The organism is Micromonospora ureilytica, from assembly GCF_015751765.1.
GTDB lineage: Bacteria > Actinomycetota > Actinomycetes > Mycobacteriales > Micromonosporaceae > Micromonospora > Micromonospora ureilytica.
Map to the genome: position 1 here is coordinate 4,633,683 of NZ_JADOTX010000001.1, position 20,193 is coordinate 4,653,875.

At 71.2% G+C, this 20,193-nt stretch carries 20 protein-coding genes; 7 read left to right on the top strand and 13 right to left on the bottom strand.

The window, feature by feature from the left end; all coding sequences use genetic code 11:
• Window positions 1-138: 138 nt before the first annotated feature.
• Together xseA and IW248_RS20920 are read left to right on the top strand one after the other, a co-directional pair.
• The gene (gene xseA / locus IW248_RS20915; protein ID WP_196930294.1) at window positions 139-1,365 is read left to right on the top strand and encodes an exodeoxyribonuclease VII large subunit; all 1,227 of its coding nucleotides are present in this window, start codon (window positions 139-141) and stop codon (window positions 1,363-1,365) included.
• 45 nt (window positions 1,366-1,410) lie between these two features.
• Window positions 1,411-1,632 carry an exodeoxyribonuclease VII small subunit gene (locus tag IW248_RS20920; protein ID WP_196928352.1) on the top strand — a complete coding sequence of 74 codons (222 nt, stop codon included), beginning with the start codon at window positions 1,411-1,413 and terminating at the stop codon, window positions 1,630-1,632.
• Between the two features lie 48 nt (window positions 1,633-1,680).
• Here IW248_RS20920 and IW248_RS20925 read toward each other — a convergent pair whose 3' ends face one another.
• Both IW248_RS20925 and IW248_RS20930 read right to left on the bottom strand, forming a co-directional pair.
• Complete coding sequence (locus IW248_RS20925; protein WP_124819564.1) at window positions 1,681-2,526, bottom strand: hypothetical protein; 846 nt, start codon at window positions 2,524-2,526, stop codon at window positions 1,681-1,683.
• Window positions 2,527-2,732: 206 nt separating this feature from the next.
• Entirely contained in the window at window positions 2,733-3,380 is a 648-nt protein-coding gene (locus IW248_RS20930; RefSeq protein WP_196928353.1) for a DUF4245 domain-containing protein, read from the bottom strand.
• Between the two features lie 159 nt (window positions 3,381-3,539).
• Between IW248_RS20930 and glpX the strand changes: the two genes are divergently transcribed.
• A complete protein-coding gene (glpX, locus tag IW248_RS20935) occupies window positions 3,540-4,571 on the top strand; it encodes a class II fructose-bisphosphatase (protein ID WP_091394313.1) in 1,032 nt (343 codons plus the stop codon).
• Complete coding sequence (locus IW248_RS20940; protein ID WP_307788111.1) at window positions 4,568-5,539, top strand: DMT family transporter; 972 nt, start codon at window positions 4,568-4,570, stop codon at window positions 5,537-5,539. The genes glpX and IW248_RS20940 overlap by 4 nt, the downstream gene beginning before the upstream one ends.
• A gap of 18 nt (window positions 5,540-5,557) precedes the next feature.
• On the opposite strand, the gene IW248_RS20945 is transcribed toward IW248_RS20940, so the two are convergent.
• The 7 genes from IW248_RS20945 to IW248_RS20975 all read right to left on the bottom strand — a co-directional run bounded on the left by IW248_RS20945 (window position 5,558) and on the right by IW248_RS20975 (window position 12,552).
• Window positions 5,558-7,189, bottom strand: coding sequence for a hypothetical protein (locus tag IW248_RS20945; protein WP_196928354.1), 1,632 nt, complete (start codon window positions 7,187-7,189; stop codon window positions 5,558-5,560).
• Window positions 7,190-7,254: 65 nt separating this feature from the next.
• Window positions 7,255-8,223: an NAD(P)/FAD-dependent oxidoreductase gene (locus tag IW248_RS20950; protein WP_124819570.1), complete on the bottom strand. Its 969-nt coding sequence runs from the start codon at window positions 8,221-8,223 to the stop codon at window positions 7,255-7,257.
• 106 nt (window positions 8,224-8,329) lie between these two features.
• On the bottom strand, window positions 8,330-8,983 hold the full coding sequence (locus IW248_RS20955) for a rhomboid family intramembrane serine protease (protein WP_124819572.1): 654 nt from the start codon (window positions 8,981-8,983) through the stop codon (window positions 8,330-8,332).
• 106 nt (window positions 8,984-9,089) lie between these two features.
• Complete coding sequence (locus IW248_RS20960) at window positions 9,090-9,767, bottom strand: aggregation-promoting factor C-terminal-like domain-containing protein (protein WP_124819575.1); 678 nt, start codon at window positions 9,765-9,767, stop codon at window positions 9,090-9,092.
• Between the two features lie 245 nt (window positions 9,768-10,012).
• Window positions 10,013-11,428 carry an RNA 5'-3' helicase PhoH2 gene (phoH2, locus tag IW248_RS20965; RefSeq protein ID WP_124819577.1) on the bottom strand — a complete coding sequence of 472 codons (1,416 nt, stop codon included), beginning with the start codon at window positions 11,426-11,428 and terminating at the stop codon, window positions 10,013-10,015.
• 412 nt (window positions 11,429-11,840) lie between these two features.
• Window positions 11,841-12,176 (bottom strand): hypothetical protein, encoded by a 336-nt coding sequence (locus tag IW248_RS20970; RefSeq protein WP_030486712.1) that lies wholly within the window; start codon window positions 12,174-12,176, stop codon window positions 11,841-11,843.
• A 31-nt stretch (window positions 12,177-12,207) separates the two neighbouring features.
• Window positions 12,208-12,552, bottom strand: coding sequence for a hypothetical protein (locus IW248_RS20975; RefSeq protein ID WP_124819580.1), 345 nt, complete (start codon window positions 12,550-12,552; stop codon window positions 12,208-12,210).
• Window positions 12,553-12,816: 264 nt separating this feature from the next.
• Between IW248_RS20975 and IW248_RS20980 the strand changes: the two genes are divergently transcribed.
• From IW248_RS20980 to otsB, 3 genes are all read left to right on the top strand, one after another.
• Window positions 12,817-13,260 carry an XRE family transcriptional regulator gene (locus IW248_RS20980; RefSeq protein ID WP_124819581.1) on the top strand — a complete coding sequence of 148 codons (444 nt, stop codon included), beginning with the start codon at window positions 12,817-12,819 and terminating at the stop codon, window positions 13,258-13,260.
• Between the two features lie 162 nt (window positions 13,261-13,422).
• Complete coding sequence (locus IW248_RS20985; protein ID WP_124819583.1) at window positions 13,423-13,776, top strand: hypothetical protein; 354 nt, start codon at window positions 13,423-13,425, stop codon at window positions 13,774-13,776.
• Window positions 13,777-13,843: 67 nt separating this feature from the next.
• Entirely contained in the window at window positions 13,844-14,668 is an 825-nt protein-coding gene (gene otsB / locus IW248_RS20990; protein WP_196928355.1) for a trehalose-phosphatase, read from the top strand.
• A 42-nt stretch (window positions 14,669-14,710) separates the two neighbouring features.
• On the opposite strand, the gene IW248_RS20995 is transcribed toward otsB, so the two are convergent.
• From IW248_RS20995 to IW248_RS21010, 4 genes are all read right to left on the bottom strand, one after another.
• A complete protein-coding gene (locus IW248_RS20995) occupies window positions 14,711-15,481 on the bottom strand; it encodes an isoprenyl transferase (protein ID WP_124819587.1) in 771 nt (256 codons plus the stop codon).
• A 31-nt stretch (window positions 15,482-15,512) separates the two neighbouring features.
• Window positions 15,513-16,655, bottom strand: coding sequence for an NAD(P)/FAD-dependent oxidoreductase (locus IW248_RS21000; RefSeq protein WP_196928356.1), 1,143 nt, complete (start codon window positions 16,653-16,655; stop codon window positions 15,513-15,515).
• A gap of 359 nt (window positions 16,656-17,014) precedes the next feature.
• Entirely contained in the window at window positions 17,015-17,875 is an 861-nt protein-coding gene (locus IW248_RS21005) for a hypothetical protein (protein WP_196928357.1), read from the bottom strand.
• A 37-nt stretch (window positions 17,876-17,912) separates the two neighbouring features.
• Window positions 17,913-19,757, bottom strand: a complete 1,845-nt coding sequence (locus IW248_RS21010) for a phosphoenolpyruvate carboxykinase (GTP) (RefSeq protein WP_196928358.1) — start codon at window positions 19,755-19,757, stop codon at window positions 17,913-17,915.
• Between the last annotated feature and the right edge of the window lie 436 nt (window positions 19,758-20,193).

Consider the following 20,193-nt stretch of genomic DNA (forward strand, 5'->3'; position numbering starts at 1 on the left):
GAAGTTATTGCTCCGACACGCCGACGCGGAGGGCAATAACTTCATGATCGACGGGCCAGGTGGGGGGAGGTCCGTGGGGAGGGTCCGTAGGGTGGGCGGGTGACCGGGGGTGGGCGGGTGACCGAGGGTGGGGCACGGGTGGGCAGCAGCGGGGGCAGCAGCGGGGCCAGCAGCGCTGAGGAGCCTTGGCCGGTACGGGTGGTCAGCCAGAAGGTGGGGGCCTGGATCGCCAAGCTGGGCTGGGTGTGGGTGGACGGGCAGGTGGCCCAGATCAGCCGTCGCCCCGGGGCCAGCACGGTCTTCCTCACCCTGCGTGACCCGTCGGCCGACCTGAGCCTGACCGTCACCACCAACCGGGACGTCCTGGACACCGGCGCGCCGGAGCTGCGCGAGGGTGCCCGCGTGGTGCTGCACGCCAAACCGGAGTTCTACGCCGCCCGGGGCACGCTGAGCCTGCGGGCCGACGAGATTCGCCAGGTGGGGCTCGGGGAGTTGCTGGCCCGACTGGAGAAGCTCAAGAAGCTGCTCGCCGCCGAAGGGCTCTTCGACCGTGCCCGCAAGCGTCGACTGCCGTTCCTACCCGGCCGGATCGGGCTGATCACCGGTCGCGCGTCGGCGGCGGAACGGGACGTGCTGACCAACGCCCGACGACGCTGGCCGGCGGTGGAGTTCCGGACGGTCAACGTGGCGGTGCAGGGCCCGTCCGCGGTGCCGCAGATCGTCGACGCGCTCAAGGTGCTGGACGCCGACCCGAGCATCGACGTGATCATCATCGCCCGGGGCGGCGGCGGCATCGAGGACCTGCTGCCCTTCTCCGACGAGGCGCTCTGCCGCGCGGTGTTCGGCTGTCGTACGCCGGTGGTCAGCGCGATCGGCCACGAGACGGACGCGCCACTGATCGACTACGTCGCCGACGTCCGCGCCTCCACACCTACCGACGCGGCGAAGCGGGTAGTTCCCGACCTCACCGAGGAGGTACGCCTCATCGGTCAGGCCCGGCACCGCCTCGAACGTGCGGTGCGCAACCTGGTCGACCGGGAGACGCACCGGCTCGACGGGCTGCGTTCCCGGCCGGTGCTGGCCCGGCCCCAGGTGATGGTGGAGCATCGGGCGACCGAGCTGACCGCGTTGCGTCAGCGGGCCGGCCGCTGCCTGGAGCATCGGCTCACCGCCGCCGAGGACGACCTGCGGCACACCCTCGCGCGGCTGCGCGCCCTCTCCCCCGCCGCCACCCTCGATCGGGGGTACGCGATCGTGCAGCGCGCGGACGGCCATGTGGTCCGCGCGGCGGCGGAGGTCGGCAAGGGCGACCCGCTGCGGGTACGACTGGCCGACGGCGAGCTGGCCGCGACTGTCGATGGCTGAGTGGCGACGCGGCGCGGCGGGGAGTGGTGTGCTGAGATGAACGCGATGACTGACGACACGAAGGCCGGGCCGGACGAGCGGCTCAGTTACGAGCAGGCCCGCGCCGAGCTGGCCTCGGTGGTGGAGCGGTTGGAGGCCGGCGGCACGTCCCTGGAGGAGTCGCTGGCGCTCTGGGAGCGCGGCGAGGCGCTGGCGGTGATCTGTCAACGCTGGCTGGACGGTGCGCGGGTGCGGATCGACGCCGCGCGCCAGGAGCCCGCTTCCTGAGACTGGAACCGCCGGGTGGGGCGGCCGGAGCCGCCCCACCCGGGTACGTCAGTTGAACAGGCTGTACAGCTCGGCTGGCGCCTCGACGACCTGGTCCGCCGGCGGCTTCTGCGCGGCGGTGGCGGCACCGTAGTCGGAGTACGTCATCTTGACCTCCTGGGCGGCGGTCTGCCCGGCGGCCGGCAGCTGCAGCACCAGCTCGCTCAGACGGCCCTGCGGGTCCACCTTCGCGGTGAACGGGACGGTCTTCGCCTGGGTGCCCAGCGCGGCGATCGTGGCGGCGTTCAACGAGCCCGCCTCGGCGGCCTTGGTGACGTCGATGGTGCCGGCGTACGCGCCGGTGCCGGTGCTGCGGACCTCGGTGATGCCCTGGGTGAGCACCGCGCTGCCGGCCGGGTCGACCTTCTCGAAGTCGAAGCCGAGGCTGCGGTTGCCCTTGATCCGGTTCTGGTCCAGGTGCTGGTACTTGCCGAGGTTGAGCTGCTTGATGGCGGGCAGGCTGTCGGCGGTCGGGCCGGTCAGCTCCAGCTTGACCCAGCTGTCCGGCTTGAAGTGGATCACGTCGAGCTTCATCGCCAGGTCGGACGAGGGGCCACCGATCGCGACCTTCATCGCCGCGCTCTGGCTCGGCTGGTGCACCAGCCCCTCCGCCGTCGAGCCGGCACCCGCGAGAGTGAACCGGAAGTTCCCGTTGCTGATCTCCTTGGTGGAGTCGAGCAGGGCCTGCTTGGCGTCGCCCGCCACCGGGGCGCCGGACGGGCTCGCCGTGCCGGACGCGGTCACCGTCGGCGACGGCGTCGATCCGGCGGTGCCGGTTCCGCTGGCGCAGGCGGCCAGGGCGGGCGTGATCAGAGCGGCGGCTACCAGGCCGGCGCCGAGTCGTCGAACAGTCATACGTGTCTCCCAAGGGGGTCACCCGACGACCTGGACGGCGCCGGAAACCGGGCGACGCAGCAGCACCGTCGGCTGCGTCGCGCGATCCGGGCCGAGCAGTGCGCCCGGATCACCCCTTCCTTCTTCCCTGTCGACGCGTCGGACAATCACACTTCGGCCTGGTTGCCCAGATTTGGCGCGAGGGGACCACCGATCACCGGGTCCGGTCAGCGCAGCGAGCCGGCCAGTTCGCGGAGTTCGTTGTCTCGGGCGTCGCCGATGACGATCACCGTGCGGGTCGGCTCCAGCAGGACCAGGGCCTGCTGGTTTCCCCGGGCCGTGTAGAGCTGCCAGGTGCGCCCGGCCAGCTCGGTGGGGCCCTGCGGCTGGCCCTGACTGGTCAGCTCGGCGGGGAGCAGACGATCCGCCGGGACGCTGCTCTGCAGCAGCTGGACGCCCCTCCCCTCCGGGGTGAGGTAGCCGAGTCGCAGGTTCGCACCGCCCTCGACGGTCTGGTAGCGGGCACTGACCGTCGTCCAGTCGGAGCCGAGCCCCTGCGGCTGGCTCACCGGAAAGACGTTCGCCGACCGGGCCTGCTCGATGGCGGGCGCCGGATCGACGGTCGTGGCCTGGTCACCGCCGAGGAATCCCCGGTAGAACGCCAGCAGGAGCGCGATCGGGACGAGCAGCACCAGCAGCGAGATCGCCATGTCCTTCGGCGATCGCTCGGACTTGCCGGCCACCACCGGCGGCGGTGGGGTCGGGTCGGTCGCGGCGGACTCGCCACCGTGGCCGGCGGGGACGTCGGCCGGCGGCTGACCGTCGGGCGGCGTGCGGTCGGCGGGTACGCGGTCGGCTGGCTGTGCTGGTTCCACCCCGCTATCTTCGCAGCCGCCCGACCGGCGGTATCCGGGCCATCACCGCCCCGCGCCGACGCCCGGTCGGCCATCGTGTGAGGATCAGCGACAAAGCCGGCAGTGGGGGCCTCCCCGCCGCCGGTCGTCCCCGCACCGTCGCGAGGAGGAGTAGCCGTCATGACGAACACCAGGACGCGGATCCCACAGGACCTCGACCGAAACCTTGCCCTCGACCTCGTCCGGGTCACCGAGGCCGCGGCGATGGCCGCCGGCCGGTGGGTCGGTCGGGGCGACAAGGAGGGCGGCGACGGGGCCGCTGTCGACGCGATGCGCAAGCTGATCAACTCGATCCAGATGCGCGGTGTGGTGGTGATCGGCGAGGGCGAGAAGGACAACGCCCCGATGCTCTTCAACGGCGAACACGTCGGCGACGGCACGGGCCCGGAGGTGGACGTCGCCGTCGACCCGGTGGACGGCACCACCCTGATGAGCAAGGGCATGCCGAACGCCGTGGCGGTGCTCGCCGTCTCCGAGCGCGGTGCGATGTTCGACCCCAGCGCCGTGTTCTACATGGAGAAGCTCGCCGTCGGGCCGGCGTACGCCGACGTGATCGACATCAACGCCGGTGTGGCGGAGAACCTGCGCCGGATCGCCAAGGTCAAGGGCACCGACGTCTCCGAGGTGACCGTCTGCGTGCTGGACCGGAGCCGCCACGACGACCTGGTCGCGCAGATCCGCCGGACCGGGGCGGGGATCCGGTTCATCTCCGACGGCGACATCGCGGGCTCCATCGCGGCGGCCCGGGGCGAGTCGGACGTCGACGTGCTGATGGGCATCGGCGGCACCCCGGAGGGCATCATCTCCGCGTGCGCGTTGAAGTGCATGGGCGGTGCGATGCAGGCCAAGCTCTGGCCGCGCGACGAGCAGGAGCGGGAGAAGGCGATCGCCGCCGGCCACGACCTGGACCGGGTGCTGGGCACCGATGATCTTGTCACGGGCGACAACTGCTTCTTCGTGGCGACCGGGGTCACCTCCGGTGACCTGCTGCGCGGAGTGCGCTACCGGGCGGGCGGCGCGTACACCCAGTCGATCGTGATGCGCTCGAAGAGCGGCACGATCCGGGTGATCGACTCATATCACCGGCTGGAGAAGCTGGCGCTCTACTCGGCTGTCGACTTCGATGGTCGTCCGCTGGCCGAGCAGGAGTGACAGCCGCCGACACGGCGACCCCGCAGACCCTGTCGGCCGCCCGCCGGATCAGCGGCGTCGCGCTGGCGTCGGCCTCCGGGGTCGCGGTGGCGGTGCAGTCGCGCATCAACGGCGAGCTGGGGGTACGCCTCGACGACGGTTTCGCCGCAGCGGTGGTGTCGTTCGGCATCGGCCTGCTGGTGCTGCTGGTGCTGGTGCCCGCGACCCCCGGCGGTCGGCGGGGGCTGGTCGCCGCGCGCCGGGCCCTGCGGACGGGCGCGCTGCGGCCGTGGCAGTGCCTCGGCGGGATGTGCGGGGCGTTCCTGGTGGCCACCCAGGGGCTCACCATCGGCACGTTGGGCGTGGCGGTCTTCACAGTTGCGGTGGTCGCCGGCCAGACCGGGAGCAGCCTCGCCGTGGACCGGGCCGGGATCGGGCCGACCGGCAGGCAGCCGATCACCCGGCAGCGGCTGGCCGGCGCGGTGCTCACCGTGCTGGCGGTCGGCCTCGCGGTCGGCGATCGACTCGGCGACCCGGGCGCGCTGGCGCTGGCCCTGCTGCCGCTGCTCGCCGGGGTGGGCATCGCCTGGCAGCAGGCCGTCAACGGCCGGGTCCGGGCGGCGGCCGACAGCGCGTTGACCGCCACGCTCGTCAACTTCGCCGTCGGCACGGTCACCCTCCTCGTCGCGTTCGCGATCGACATCGCCGTACGCGGCTGGCCCGGCGGCCACCTGCCGAGCGAGCCGTGGCTCTACCTGGGTGGCCCGATCGGCATCGTGTTCATCGCGATCGCCGCCGCGATCGTGCGGTTCACCGGTGTGCTGCTGCTCGGCCTGGCCACCATCGCCGGGCAGATCGTGGGCGCCGTCCTTCTGGACCTGATCCTCCCCACGGCGGCCTCGCACCCCGGTGTGAACACCCTGCTCGGGGCAGCGCTGACCATGGTGGCCGTGCTGATCGCCGCGCTGGCGCCACCCGCCCGCCGCTGACTCCCACCCGCGGGCCCCTCAGCGCGGCGGCAGCTGCGACGGGTACGGCGGGTCAGGCGCCGCCGGAGGGTAAGGCTGGTACGGCGGGCGCGGCGGGTACCGACGCTCGAACGCACGGGCCGGGTCGACAAGTCCGGCGATCCGGATTGCCAGCAACACTCCCGGCACCGTCCCCAACAGGGCGAGCGCGACAGCGAACCGGGTCTGCGGCGGAGTGCCGTACAGCCAACCGGTGAGTGGCACCCCGGACAGGAGCGCGGTGAGCAGGAACCCGGTCAGCGCCCATCCGATCCATCGCCGCAGTGCGCCCTGGTAGGACGCTCGGACCAGCAAGGCGGTCGCGGTCAGGACGCCCAGCGGCACAACGACGAACAGCAGGGCCAGGAACGTGCCGGTGTCGTCGTTGCGCTCCCAGACCGCGGCCAGCACGATCCCAGCGGACAGCATTGAGGCGCCACCGGCAAGCCCCCACCAGCGCGGACCGTCACCACGGCGGATCGCCAGGTGCCCGGCGAGCGCGGTGACCGTGCAGCCGAGGGTGAATGCGAGCGCGACAGCGAGAAGTAGATCCAGCTGACGTTGGCTCGGTCCGCCGCCCTCCAGGGCCGTCGGATCTTCCGTCGAGCCGAGATACTCGGCGCCCAGGAAGCCCTCCCGCTGCCACTCGCCGTCCGGCTGGCGGTGCAGGAAGCCGTCACGTCCGTTCGCGACCAGCACCTCGTGGCCTCCGCCGAGGGCGGGAAAGACGAGCAGCTCGCGGGAGGCGAAGTGCCGGCGGATGTCTCCCGGGTTCGCGGAGCGGCGGGCCAACTCCTCACGCCGCGCGTCCGACACCTCCCAGGCCACCTGCCAGGTCGCGCCCGCGTCGTCGCTCTGCTCCACCCGCAGGTGGTCGGCGACCGTCCGATAGCACCGCTGAGGCTCGGTCGGCACGCACGCCCGCCGTTGATCAAGATCCTGGCTGGACAGCAGCCGCTCCTCATCGAGGCTGGCCCGTCGCCAGGTGGTCGCACCGTCACGGATCGACCACCGGCCATCTCTGGCGCTCGCCGGCCAGGCAGTGATGTCGGTGCCGGAGCCGACCGAGATCGCCGGACGGCCGTCGAACAACGTCGCGCCGAGCGCGTAGGGGTAGTGGACAGCACTGGTGGCGGTCACCGCCAACACTGCCGGTGGCAGCACCACAAGCAGCCGGACCAGCCGGGCGATCCGTTGGCGCACCGGGCGACGACGCGCTCGCGTCCAACTCCACCAGGCCAGGCCGAGCGCCGGCAGGGTGAGCAGGTCGGTCCAGTCGGCCCGGACCAGCGACGGCCCGGCCAGCACGGTCCAGGCCGAGGAGGCGAGTTCGGCGGCGTACCCGCTGGATTTGACGACCGCGAACCCGGCGCCCACCGCGACCAGGCCGGCCAGCGCGGCGGACCGGGCCGGCAGCCGTGGCACCAGGAGGGTCAGCAGCACCGCGACCAGCGGTGGGGCGAGCACCAGGCCGGCGACGTCGCTCAGCTTGCCGGTCACCAGGCCGGGGAAGGCCGCCTTCAGCACGTGGTCGTTGACCGGCAGCAGGACCAGCGCGATCAGGGTGGCGGGGTGGCAGAACCAGGACAGCGTGGTGGGTGCGCCGTCCTGCGGTGTCGCGGAATCCGTCATCCCATCAGGATCCGGTCGACCCGTCTCGATCCGGACTCAGGCCGGCCTGGGTCCGATACCGACGGTCAGCCGGCGTCGGAGGAGTGCCCGGGGAAGAGGTGGGCGCTCGGGTCGATGGCCACCGCCGCGTTGTTGACCGCCGTCGCCGCCTCGCCGAAGCCGGTGGCGATCAACCGGACCTTGCCCGGGTACTCGGTGATGTCGCCCGCCGCGAAGACCCGGGGCAAGTTGGTGGCCATCGCGCTGTCCACCAGGATGTGGCGGCGGTCCAGCCGTAGACCCCACTCGGCGAGGGGGCCCAGGTCGGCGGTGAAGCCGAGGGCGGCCACCACGGTGTCCACCGGCAACGTCTCGGTCTCGCCACCGCGCACGGTCACCTCGGCGCCGGTCACCGTGCCGTCCCCGAGCAGCCGGGTGACCTCGGCGTTGACCACGACCCGCACCGGCAGGGAGAGCACCCGGGCGACCGTCGAGGCGTGAGCCCGGAACTTCTCCCGTCGGTGCACCAGGGTCACCGACCGGGCCAGTGGTTGCAGGGCCAGCGCCCAGTCGAAGGCGGAGTCGCCGCCACCGACGATCAGCACGTCCCGACCGGTCAGCTCGGTCGGCTCGGTCACGAAGTAGACGATCCCCGAGCCGGGGGCGCCGTCGGCGCACGGCAACGGCCGAGGGCTGAAGCTGCCGAGCCCGCCGGTGACCACGACCGCGCCGCAGCCGAGCTGCTCGCCACCGGCCAGGCCGAGCACCGGGCGGCCGTCGGCGTACGCGAGCTTCTCCGCCCGGGTGCCGAGCAGGTACTGCGGACCGAACGGGGCTGCCTGGGCCACCAGGTTGGCCACCAGGTCGCGGCCCTTGACCGCGGGGAAGCCAGCGACGTCGAGGATCAGCTTCTCCGGGTACATGGCGGTGACCTGGCCGCCCGGCTCGGGCAGGGCGTCGATCACCGCCACCGACAACCCCCGGAACCCGGCGTAGTACGCGGCGAAGAGGCCGGCCGGACCGGCCCCGATCACGGCGACATCGACCTCGCGCATGGCGTACCGTCGCTTTCCGCTTACGGATCAACGCGTGCTGATCCCGACCGTAGGCGGGCGGCGACGGTCGGGCAAGCATGTCCCAGAGGCGCGCCGGAGAATCGCCTCAGGGCAGGCTGAGCGTGGAACCCGAGTAGTCCGGGCCGTCGACGGCCGGTCGTCGCCGACGGAACAGGATCGCCGCCACCACCCCGCCGAGCAGGCCGAACAGGTGCCCCTGCCAGGAGATCCGCTCGTCGGTGGGGAGGATGCCGACCAGCTGCCAGCCGTAGAGCAGACCCACCAGGAGGAAGACCGCGAAGTTCCACCAGCTGCGCTCGATGATGCCCCGGGTGAGCAGGATGCCCAGGTAGCCGAAGATGACACCGCTGGCGCCGACCACCACCGAGTTGGGTGAACCGGTGAACCACACGCCGAGCCCGCTGACCAGGATGATGACCAGGGTCGACCAGAGGAACCGGCGGGTGCCGGCGGCGAGGACGAACGTGCCCAGCAGGATCAGCGGGATGCTGTTGCTGTAGAGGTGGTCGAAGCCGTGGTGCAGGAACGGGGAGAAGAAGACCCCGTCCAACCCGTCGATGCGTTGCGGGATGATGCCGGCGGTGGCGTCCAGGCCGAACGCGAGGCCCTGGTCGACCGCCTCGATGAGAAAGAGGAACGGGACCACCGCGCACATGGCGACGAACGCCCGGCCGAGCGCGGCGTAGAACGCCTCGGTGCCGAACCGGTACGGGTCGCCGCTTGACGGGTGCAGGGTCACTCCACAACTGCTATCAGCAAAAGCGGCCGACCGCCACTCACGTTCCGCCCGAATTACGCGCGAAGGCGGGGCGGTGGAGAGCCACCTGCCCCGCCTTCGAAAGCCGTCAGTAGTGGTTGTTGTTCTGGAAGTAGGTCCAGGCGCCGCAGGGCGTCTTGTACTTGCCCTTGACGTAGTTCAGCCCCCACGTGATCTGGGTTGCCGGGTTGGTCTGCCAGTCGGACGCCACGGAGCTCATCTTGTTGCCCGGGTACGCCTGGGGAATGCCGTACGCGCCGGACGAGGAGTTGCGGGCCTTGTGGTTCCAGCCGCTCTCCTTGGTCCAGAGCTTCTCCAGGCAGGGGAACTCGGCGATACCGAAGCCCTTGGCGATCATCAGGGCGCAGCCGGTCTTGCGGTTGCCGCTGTACTCGGCGCAGGACGCCGGGATCGGCCCGTCGTACGGCTTGGCGGGCGCGTTGGCGGCGGCGCGCTCGCGCTTGCGGGACGCCGCGGCGGCCTCCGCCCGGCGGGCCCGCTCGGCGGCTTCCTTAGCGGCCTGCTTCGCCCGCAGCTTGGCCTGGTACTCGGCGGCCCGTTGCTTGGAGAACTGCACCTGGTGGGCGGCCTGCCGCTCGCGTTGGTACGCGAGGTCGGCCCGGTCGACCTCGAGACTGACCTGCTCGGTCAGACCCTGTTGCTGGGTTTCGCGGTCTTCGCCCAGGTAGAAGCCACCGGCAACGCCCACGGAGAGCAGCGCCACAGCAGCCGTACGGGCACCCAACCGGCTCCACAGCCGACTCACGAAGTGGTCCCTTCGTCGGGAGCAAGGACGTGGCGCGGGGTAGGCCACAGGTGGGCCGTCAGCCGTGCCACGAGCGCCCCGACCGGTTGCCGGTCGCGCCGACGCACCGACCTTCGCCGATGTCGCCCGTCTCGGGACGCTCGTGGGACACGATTGCGCACAGTGAGGCTGATGGGAAACCAACCAGGCCCTTTGTGATCTGTGCCACACAAAAAATGCGGACAAAAGCCCCTATAAGCCCCGGGTCAGATGGGGATGTCCTCCAGAAGGTCCGTGACCATCGCGGCGATCGGCGAGCGCTCCGAACGGCTGAGGGTGACATGCGCGAAGAGCGGATGGCCCTTGAGCGCCTCGATGACAGCCGTCACCCCGTCATGCCGACCGACCCGCAGATTGTCCCGCTGCGCCACGTCGTGGGTGAGCACCACCCGGGAGCCCTGCCCGATCCGGGACAGCACGGTCAACAGCACACCGCGCTCCAGCGACTGGGCCTCGTCCACGATCACGTAGGCGTCGTGCAGGCTGCGCCCCCGGATGTGGGTCAGCGGCAACACCTCCAGGATGCCCCGCGAGGTGACCTCCTCCAGCACGTTCTCGTGCACCACAGCGCCGAGCGTGTCGAAGACCGCCTGGGCCCACGGCGACATCTTCTCCGACTCCGAGCCCGGCAGGTAGCCCAACTCCTGGCCACCGACCGCGTACAGCGGGCGGAACACGATCACCTTCTTGTGCCGGCGGCGCTCCATCACCGCTTCCAGCCCGGCGCAGAGCGCCAGCGCCGACTTGCCGGTGCCGGCCCGGCCGCCCAGCGAGACGATCCCGATCGCCTCGTCCAGCAGCAGATCGAGAGCGATCCGCTGTTCGGCCGAACGGCCGTGCAGCCCGAACGCCTCCCGGTCGCCCCGGACCAGACGCACCGACTTGTCCGGCAGCACCCGACCGAGCGCGGAACCACGCCCCGAGTGCAGCACCAGACCGGTGTGGCAGGGCAGCCCGGCCGCCTCGTCGAGGTCGAGCGTCTCGCCGGCGTACAACTGGCCGATCTGCTCCTCGCTCAGCTCCATCTCCGACATGCCGGTCCAGGTCGGGTCGCTGGCCTGGCCGTGGCGGTACTCGTCGGCGCGCAGACCCACCGAGGCCGCCTTGACCCGCAACGGCATGTCCTTGCTGACCAGGGTCACCTCCCGACCCTCGGCGGCGAGGTTGAGCGCGACGGAGAGGATCCGGGCGTCGTTGCTCTCGGTGCGGAACCCGGGCGGCAGCACGCCGTCGTCGGTGTGGTTGAGCTCCACCCGCAGGGTGCCGCCGACGTCGTTGGCGGGCACCGGGCGGTCGAGTCGGCCATGCCGGATCCGCAGGTCGTCGAGCATTCGCAGCGACTGCCGGGCGAACCAGCCCAGCTCCGGATGGTGCCGCTTGCCTTCCAGCTCGGTGATGACCACCAGAGGCAGCACCACCTCATGCTCCGCGAACCGGTGGAATGCCGCCGGATCGGAGAGCAGCACCGACGTGTCCAGGACAAAGGCCTGGCCGGCTGGTCGTGGCTCCTTGGGGTCGGCCGGCGCGGCGGCCGCCGAACGGCGGCTCCTGGTGGCGCGGCGGGTCGTGGCAGTCGCGGCCGGGGTCTGGTCGGCACCGGCGGTGGTACGGCGAGTCGTCACAGGCCTGCTCCGACGGATGGGCACCCGCCACCCGTGTTCCGCCTCCTCCGGTGCCCGGGGACACGGGGTCGGATGCGGAACCCCATGCGCGAGGTCGCAGATCCGGGCGGACCGGCTGGCTCGGGAGAACCCCGTGCCATGCCTAGACGCTAGCCCCGCCGAACCTTCCCGGCTAGTGGCCGAACGTGGATCTCCCAAGACGCGCTCATGAACAGCGCCGCGTCGACGCTCGTACCAGCTGCGGGGCCGGCGTCAAACGCGGCGGAACCGGCCGGGATGCATGCCCCCTGCGCGCATCCCGGCCGGTGGGGCCACCGTCACCGGTCTGACGTGACCCCGACGGTGCGTGTCCGCCGCGGACGACGCACCGCGTTCGTGGCGGCGGTCGGCGGGCGTGACCCGCCGACCGACCTCAACCGGTACGTCGAACGAGCGTGCCGGTCGGGTGCCGCCCGGTGATCGGGGCGGCCGGCGCGCTGAACGACGAGCCGGTGTAGGTGGTGCCGGGGCGGGCGACGGCACCGGCGGTGCGGACCACCCCCGCGGGCGAGACCGACAGGGCCGAGGCGATCGCCGCCTGTGCGTCCCGGCGACGCCGGTTCCAGGCGCCCCGGTCACCGTCGAAGTAGCCCTGCCGGTAACCGAAGCGGTAGCCGATGCGGTAGCTGAGCTGCCCGTGCAGCCGGCCGGCCGCGTAGCTGGTGGCACCGAGCACCAGGACGAGGAACACAGCGAGAAACGGGCTCATCGGGCAGCTCCGGCCCAGCCGGGACGCCAGGTCATCGCTCCTCCGGCTCGATCGTGGTGGGGTCGGCGACGAGCAGCCGGTCCAGGTCGTCGGTGCTGACCTCCTCGACCAGCTCGACGCTGATCCGGCAGCCGTCCAGCACGACTTCGGCCACCGAGGAACGGCGGATCTCGCCGCCGGCGTCGTAGACCCGGACGCTCAGCTCCGGGCAGCCGAGATGGGTACGCCAGGCGTTCCACTCGGAGCGATCGCCGACGCTCAGCGACAGGTAGCGGCAGCCTCGGGCCAGGTAGAGGCGCCAGGGGGCGGTCAGCCCTGCGGCGACCCCCTCGGCGATCAGCCCGAAGGCCTGGGCGCGGGTGGCGAGCTCGGTCACCACGACCCCCTGGCACCGGGGGCGTGACGCATGTGAGCACCAATCGTCTCATGCACGTGACACACCGTAGATTGTCCCATGGGCGTGACAGTATCAGCTTTTCGTCCGCTTACGTTTACCACTACGTTCATCTATTCTGCCCGCGTGACACCCCTCAACAGTGGCACTGACTCGTTTACCGGAAATCCGAAGCCCTCGTCACGTCCGCGTGACAGTGGCGAGCCGGGGCGCGCACCCGCGCTCGGCTGGCCGTACCGTCACGGAGTGACCGAGACGGCCAATGCGCGGAAGATCGCCTTCGCCACCTTCGTCCGGCGGGCCCTGGACGAGGCACGGGCGACCCGAGCCTGGAGCGGCACCGAGGTGTCCCGGCGCACCGGCGTCTCCCGGCAGACCATCAACCGCTGGGTCCGGGGCGACTGGGCCAGCGACCCGGAGGCCGAGCGGGTGGTCGCCTTCTGCGAGGGCCTGGGGCTGAACCCGGCTGCCGCCTTCGCCGCGCTCGGTTGGGACCGCACCGCGGCCGGCCCCCGCACCGGCCAGCCCGCCCCTCCGATGGACCCCGACGTGGAGGCGCTGCTGCGCCGTTTGGTCGATCCCCAGGTGTCGGACGCGGAGAAGTTCCACATCCGCGAAACGATCAGATATCTCGCATACCGCCCAACGTTGCCGGTCGATGTCCGAAAAAGGGGCAATCAGGCAGGCTAGTTCCTCAGATAGCGAAAGAACGCCTGGTCAGGTTCATTCGTTTGCCTCCGGGGCTGGAACGGGCACGCTAGCGTCCCTATTCGTACTGCTTGGGCTCGTCATCGGCGGGGGGACGGGACAAGGCCGAACCCAGCCCTGCGGGACAGAAGGAGGGGTCTGTCCATGACCCTGAAGTGGTTGGCAGTCGTGGTCGCAACGGTGTCGGTGACACTGTGGGCGACCGGCAACACAGTGACCCTCGCGGTCGACGGCGGGCAGCTTCCGCTGCTCGTCAACCTCTTTGCGCTCACCACCGCCGGCACCGCGGTCGTCCTGGCCGTCGTCGCCGAGCTGCACGAGCGTCTGAACAACCGAATCAGCGCGCTCACCGAGTTCCTGGTGGCACGACTCAACGAGATCGAGAACCACACCGGCGACCGCAACACCGGGTTCGTGGAGGGCTACCTGTTGAGCCACGGCCAGGAGGCGGCGGTGGTGCCGTTCGGCCGCCGCGGACGAGGAGCCGCCGAACGCTGATCGCCTACCGCCAAACGGGTCCGCTCGGCCAGGAATGAGCCTGGATCGCCGGGGTACGCTGACGCGCGTGCCGCCGTTGAATCTGGGCAATCAGCAGCCGAAAACCCCGTTGAACGCCGACCAGGCCTGGCAGATAACAGCCAGCCGGGCGGCCGGGACCGTGCTCTTCTTCGACTTCGACGGCACGCTCGCGCCCGTCGACGACGATCCGACAGCGGTACGCCCGGCTCCCAAGGCGTTGGCCGCGATCGAGGCGCTCGCCCCGGTCGTGCAGCGGGTCGCGATCGTCTCCGCCCGACCCGTCGAGTTCCTTCGGGATCAGCTCGGCGGGCTCGCTGGCGTGGACCTCTACGGCCTCTACGGGCTGGAGCACAGCCACTCCGGCGGGGAGACCGTCACCGAACCGGCCGCGCTGCCCTGGGTGCCGACCATGGAGGAGCTGGCCGACCTGGCTCGGGTGGAGCTGCCGCCCGGCACGCTCGTGGAGTACAAGCGGCTCTCGGTAGCGCTGCACTGGCGTACCGCGCCGCAACTCGGCCCGACCGTGCAGCAGTGGGGGCAGGCGCAGGCCGACCGTCTGGGCTTGCGTTCGCAGGCCGGGCGGATGGTGCTGGAGCTCAAGCCGCCGGTCGACCGGGACAAGGGCATGGTGATCGGCGAGGCGATCAAGGGCGCCACCGGTGCCTGGTACTTCGGCGACGACGTCTCCGACATCAAGGCCTTCGCCGCGCTGCGCGCTCGTGCCGCCGCCGATCCGGACTTCCTCGGCGTCTGCGTGGCCGTGGCCAACCCGGAGACCGGACACGAGGTGGCCAACGCCGCCGACCTGACGATCGAGTCGCCGGCCGCCCTGGGCGACTTCCTCACCCGGGCGCTCACGCACCTGCCCTGAACTGACCTGACTCCGGCGGCGACCGACGACGTCGCCGCCGGGTCAGACGCCGTAGCGGCGTTGTCTGGTGGCGTACGAGCGCAGGGCCCGCAGGAAGTCGATGTGCCGGAAATCCGGCCAGTTGAGCTCGCAGAAGTAGAACTCCGAGTGCGCGGACTGCCAGAGCATGAAACCGGACAACCGCTGCTCACCACTGGTGCGGATGACCAGGTCCGGATCGGGCTGGCCCCGGGTGTAGAGGTGCTCGGCGATGTGCTCGACGTCCAGCACCTCGGCCAACTCCTCGAGCGTGCCGCCGGTGGCGGCGTGCTCCAGCAGCAGCGAACGAACCGCGTCGGTGATCTCCCGGCGACCGCCGTAGCCCACCGCGATGTTGACCTCCGCGCCTCCGGTGCGCTCGCGGGTGCGCTCCTCGGCCCCCTTGAGCGCCGCCGCGGTCTGCGCCGGCAACAGGTCGAGCGCCCCGACGATGCGCAGCCGCCAGGGGTTGCCCTCCTCGGAGAGCTCCACCACCAGGTCCTCAATGATCTTGAGGAGTGGGTCCAGCTCAGCGGCCGGACGGCGCAGGTTGTCGGTGGCCAGCAGGTAGAGGGTCACGTGCCCGACACCGGCCTGGTCACACCAGCCGAGGACATGCTTGATCTTCGCCGCGCCGACCCGGTGACCGTCGTTCGGGTCGACGAAGCCCATCTCCCTCGCCCATCGGCGGTTGCCGTCGCACATCACCCCGACGTGCCGGGGCACCGGCTTACCCGCGAGCTTCGCCGTGAGCCGGCGCTCGTACACGGAGTAGATAAGGTCCCGCAGCGTCATCACCTAGCAGCGTAGCGACCCTTCAGGCAGTTCACTGCCTCGGAGCCCCATCCCCGCCGCCCAGACCGATGCCGATCATTGCGAGCGTACGAGCGGTGAGGCGTCCGTCACCCAGTCCCAGCTCGACCACGTCGTAGAACACCCGGTCGTCCCGACGGGCCGCCCGGACCGCCGCGTCCACCACCCGGCGACGCCTGGCCAACCAGGCCGCGACCGAACTGTGCCGCAGGTGGGTGCCGAGGCGGCGACGCAACCCGTGGGCGTAGCGGCCGGCCGCGCCCTCGGGCGACCGGGCCGCCGCCGACCCGGCGAGCGCACCGGAGAGCAGCGCGTAGAAGATCCCCTCCCCGGTGAACGGATTGATCAGTGACAGCGCGTCGCCGGCCAGCAACAGGCGCCCTCGCCCCGGCGCCGGCCGGTGGGTGGAGAGCGGCAGATGATGGGCGCGCAACGCGGTCACGGTCGCCAGGTCGGTGCCGGGCAGCAGCGCGGCCAACCGGTCCAGCAGGTACGCGCGGCTCAGCGGCTCACCGCGCAGGACCTCCCCGTACCCGACGTTCGCCCGCCCGTCGCCGATCGGAAACGACCAGGCGTACGCCGGCCAGCGCGCCTTCGAGGTGACGATGAGCTGCTCGGACGGGCCGGGCAGAGCCGGGGCGTACCCCCGGATGGCCAGCGCGAGGTGCCGGTCGGGGTTCTGCGGATGACCGAGCGCCCGACGTACCACCGAGCCGGCGCCGTCCGCGCCGATCACCACCCGGCCGGACACCTGCCCGTCGAGCACCACCCGGTCGGCCCGCGGCTCGACCTGGCGCACTGTGTGCCGGCGCAGCTGCGCGCCGGCGGCCACGGCGGCCGTCACCAGCCGCGCGTCGAAGACCTCCCGGGGCACCGTGTACGCGGGTCGAGGCAGCGCCCGAGCCACCGCGCCGCCACCCGGAGCGATCATGCGTAACGCCGGCAGTGGCGCGTAGCCTGCCACCGCCTCGGTCACCCCCAGCTCGGTGAGCACGTCCACCGAGTGCGCGGCGATCCCGTCACCACATGCCTTGTCCCGGGGAAAGTCGGCCCGGTCCAGCAGCAGCACGCTGGCACCCGCCCGGCGCGCCGTCAGCGCGGCAGCCGCCCCGGCCGGCCCCGCTCCCACCACCACCACGTCGAACTCGTCACCCACCGCGCGCCTCCCTCCGGTCCGACGCGGCGCGGCCGCTCCCGCCGGGCGAACCGGTCGGGCCTGCGGCCGGCCGCCCCGACGATCTCCGCGACTGCCCCGACGCCGACCGCTGTGACCGACGCCACCCGCCATCCTGCCCCCTGCCAGCCCGCGAAGACCGCTCCCGCACTGGGCCGGCTGGTCTCACCCACCTCCTTTGCTCTGCACCCGCGGACGCGACGGTTACCGTCCGCGACTGTCGCCTATCGGGGTGCAGAGCAAAGGGAGGGTGCAGAGCAACGGGAGGGGATGGGCAGGGGCTGGGTAGCGTCGGCCGCCGGGTCGGCACCCAGCGGCGTCGGTGCGGGGCCCCGGCGCGGTCAGGGTTGGGGTTCAGGTTGGGGGGCGCGGGCGGCGCGGCGTAGGCCGTAGAGGGTCAGGCCGGCCGCTGCCAGGAGGGGGGCGCCGTCGCGGATCAGCCCGTCCACGCCCAGCAGCCACCAGCACAACGGCAGATCCACGGCGAGTACGGCCACCGTGACGACGACCAGCAGGCCACGCGCCCAGTCCTTGCCCCGCATCAGGAACGCTGTGCAGAACAGCACCGCGTAGCTGGCCGTGATGCCCGCGGCGAACCAGAACAACACGGCCGGAACGGCGGTCAGTCGACCATCCAGGATGGAACCCCCGGCCACCAGGGCCGGCACCAGCATCAGCGGGCTGTAGGTGAAGGCCGCCACCCGGCTGGTCAACAACCAGGCACTGGCCTGTGGTCGGCGCGGAGGGGTCTCCCGCCAGGAGATGCCGTCCCGGTCGATGACGAGGCGTGGACGGTGCCGGACCAGGTGCCCGGCCACCGCCGACGAGCGGTAGAGCAGCCAGACCACCGACACACAGAGAGCCGTGAGGATCGCGAAGCCGAGCAGGCCGGGCAGCGGCGGCACCCCCTGCCTGGGCACGATGAGCCGGCCGACCGCGAAGATCGTGGTGACCGCGAGGATAAGCCCGAACGGGCGGGCCGCCGTACGACCCCGTCGCACGTGCCCGATCAGCAGCAGGAAGCCGAACGAGCGCAGCATTGCCCAGCCGGTCCGTACGGCCAGCCCGAAGCCCTGCTCCGGGGCGTACCACCAGTTGAGCAGCTCGACCACGACGGTGGCCGCCGCCGTGGTCGCCAGCAGGATGGTGAGCAGCCGGACGGCGGACGGCCGCCGGACCTGGGTCTCGGCGGCCGTCGTCATGAAATCCGATGTTGCCCGCAGGGGGCCGTCTTCACACCTAGCGCTGCGGCTGCGCGGCGTCGAGGCGGGCGCGCAACGCGTCCAACTCGGCCCAGAGCACGCCGGGCAGCTTGTCACCGAACTTCTCGAACCACTCGGTGATCATCGGCAGCTCGTTGCGCCACTCGTCCGGGTCGACCTTCAGAGCGATCCGGACGTCCTCCGGAGTCATGTCCAGGCCCTCGACGTCCAGGGCGTCCGGGGCGGGCACCATGCCGACCGGCGTCTCGACCGCGTCGGCCGTACCCTCGATCCGCTCGACGACCCACTTGAGCACTCGGGAGTTCTCCCCGAAGCCCGGCCAGAGGAACGAACCGTCCGGGTCCTTGCGGAACCAGTTGACGTAGTAGATCTTCGGCAGCTTCGCCTCGTCGCCGTCGGTGCCCTTGCCCATCTCGATCCAGTGCCGGAAGTAGTCACCGGCGTGGTAGCCGATGAACGGCAGCATCGCCATCGGATCCCGCCGAACCACGCCGACGGCGCCGGACGCGGCGGCGGTCGTCTCCGAGGAGAGCGTGGCGCCCATGTAGACGCCGTGCACCCAGTCGCGGGCCTCGGTCACCAGCGGGACGGTGTCCTTGCGGCGTCCGCCGAAGAGGATCGCGTCGATCGGCACGCCGTTCGGGTCGAAGTACTCGTCGGCGAGGATCGGGCACTGGGTGATCGGGGTGCAGAACCGGCTGTTCGCGTGCGAGGACAGGCCGTCGCTCTCCGGCGTCCAGTCGTTGCCCTTCCAGTCGATCAGGTGCGCGGGCGGCTCGCCCATGCCCTCCCACCAGACGTCGCCGTCATCGGTGAGGCCGACGTTCGTGAACACGGAGTTGCCCCGGTCCAGGGTGCGCATGGCGTTGGCGTTGGTCTTCCAGTCGGTGCCGGGCGCGACGCCGAACAGGCCGTACTCGGGGTTGACGGCGTAGAGGCGGCCGTCCGGGCCGAACCGCATCCAGGCGATGTCGTCGCCGATGGTCTCGACCTTCCAGCCGGGGATCGTCGGCTCCACCATGGCGAGGTTGGTCTTGCCGCAGGCAGACGGGAACGCGCCGGCGATGTGGTAGGTCTTGCCCTCCGGTGAAGTGATCTTGAGGATCAGCATGTGCTCGGCGAGCCAACCCTCGTCCCGGCCCATCACGCTGGCGATCCGCAGCGAGTAGCACTTCTTGCCCAGCAGCGAGTTGCCGCCGTAACCCGAGCCGTACGACCAGATCTCCCGGCTCTCCGGGAAGTGCGAGATGTACTTGGTGTCGTTGCACGGCCAGGCGACATCCTGCTGGCCGGGGGCGAGCGGGGCGCCGATCGAGTGCAGCGCGTGCACGAAGTCCGCGTCGTCGCCCATGGCCTCGAGGACCCGGGTGCCCATCCGCGTCATGATGCGCATCGAGGCGACCACGTACGGGCTGTCGGTGATCTCGACACCGAACATCGGGGACTCGGCCTCGACCGGGCCCATGACGAACGGGATGACGTACATGGTGCGACCGCGCATCGAGCCCCGGTACAAATCCGTCATCGTCCGCTTCATCTCGGCCGGCGCCATCCAGTTGTTGGTGGGGCCGGCGTCCGCCTCGTCGACGGAACAGATGTAGGTGCGCTCCTCGACCCGGGCGACGTCCGTCGGGTCGGTGCGCGCGTAGAACGAGTTGGGCTTCTTCTCCGGGTTGAGCCGGATCAGTGTGCCGGCCTCGACCAGCTCATCGGTGAGGCGGCGCCACTCCTCGTCGGAGCCGTCCACCCAGACGACACGGTCGGGGGTGGTCAGTTCCGCGACCTCACGGACCCAGGCGAGCAGTTTCGGATGGGACGTCGGGGCCTGATCGATACCCCGCACAACAGCCGGAGCAACCATGACACATCTCCTTGTGGTCGACGCTGACCGATCTATGGGATGCACGAGACTCGGCGGCGCGATGCGTCGCCTTCGTGGAAACCTGGGATTGGCCTCAGCGTAAACCGGGCAGCCTTCCGAGTCAGTGGGACAGGTTGTGAAGAACTGCACAAGCTACGGCCTCGCTGCGGCATCACGAGCTGATACCCGCTTTCTCGCGCAGTTTCACGCAAATCTTGTTGTGCACCCCGGCGGACGCTTGTTGCGGTCGGGCCGTGGACCTGCCCCGCCGACCGGTGCGGGGATTCCCGTTCCGCAGCGGCTCAGTCCTCCCAATTCGCTACGCTCTGTGCAGCGGTTACGCACGTGGCGCTTGGCCCCTCCGGGAGACCACGCCCGCTTGCCGTTGCTACCCCTGTGACTGGCCGGCAGCCGGTAGGCTCCCTCCGTGGCCGCC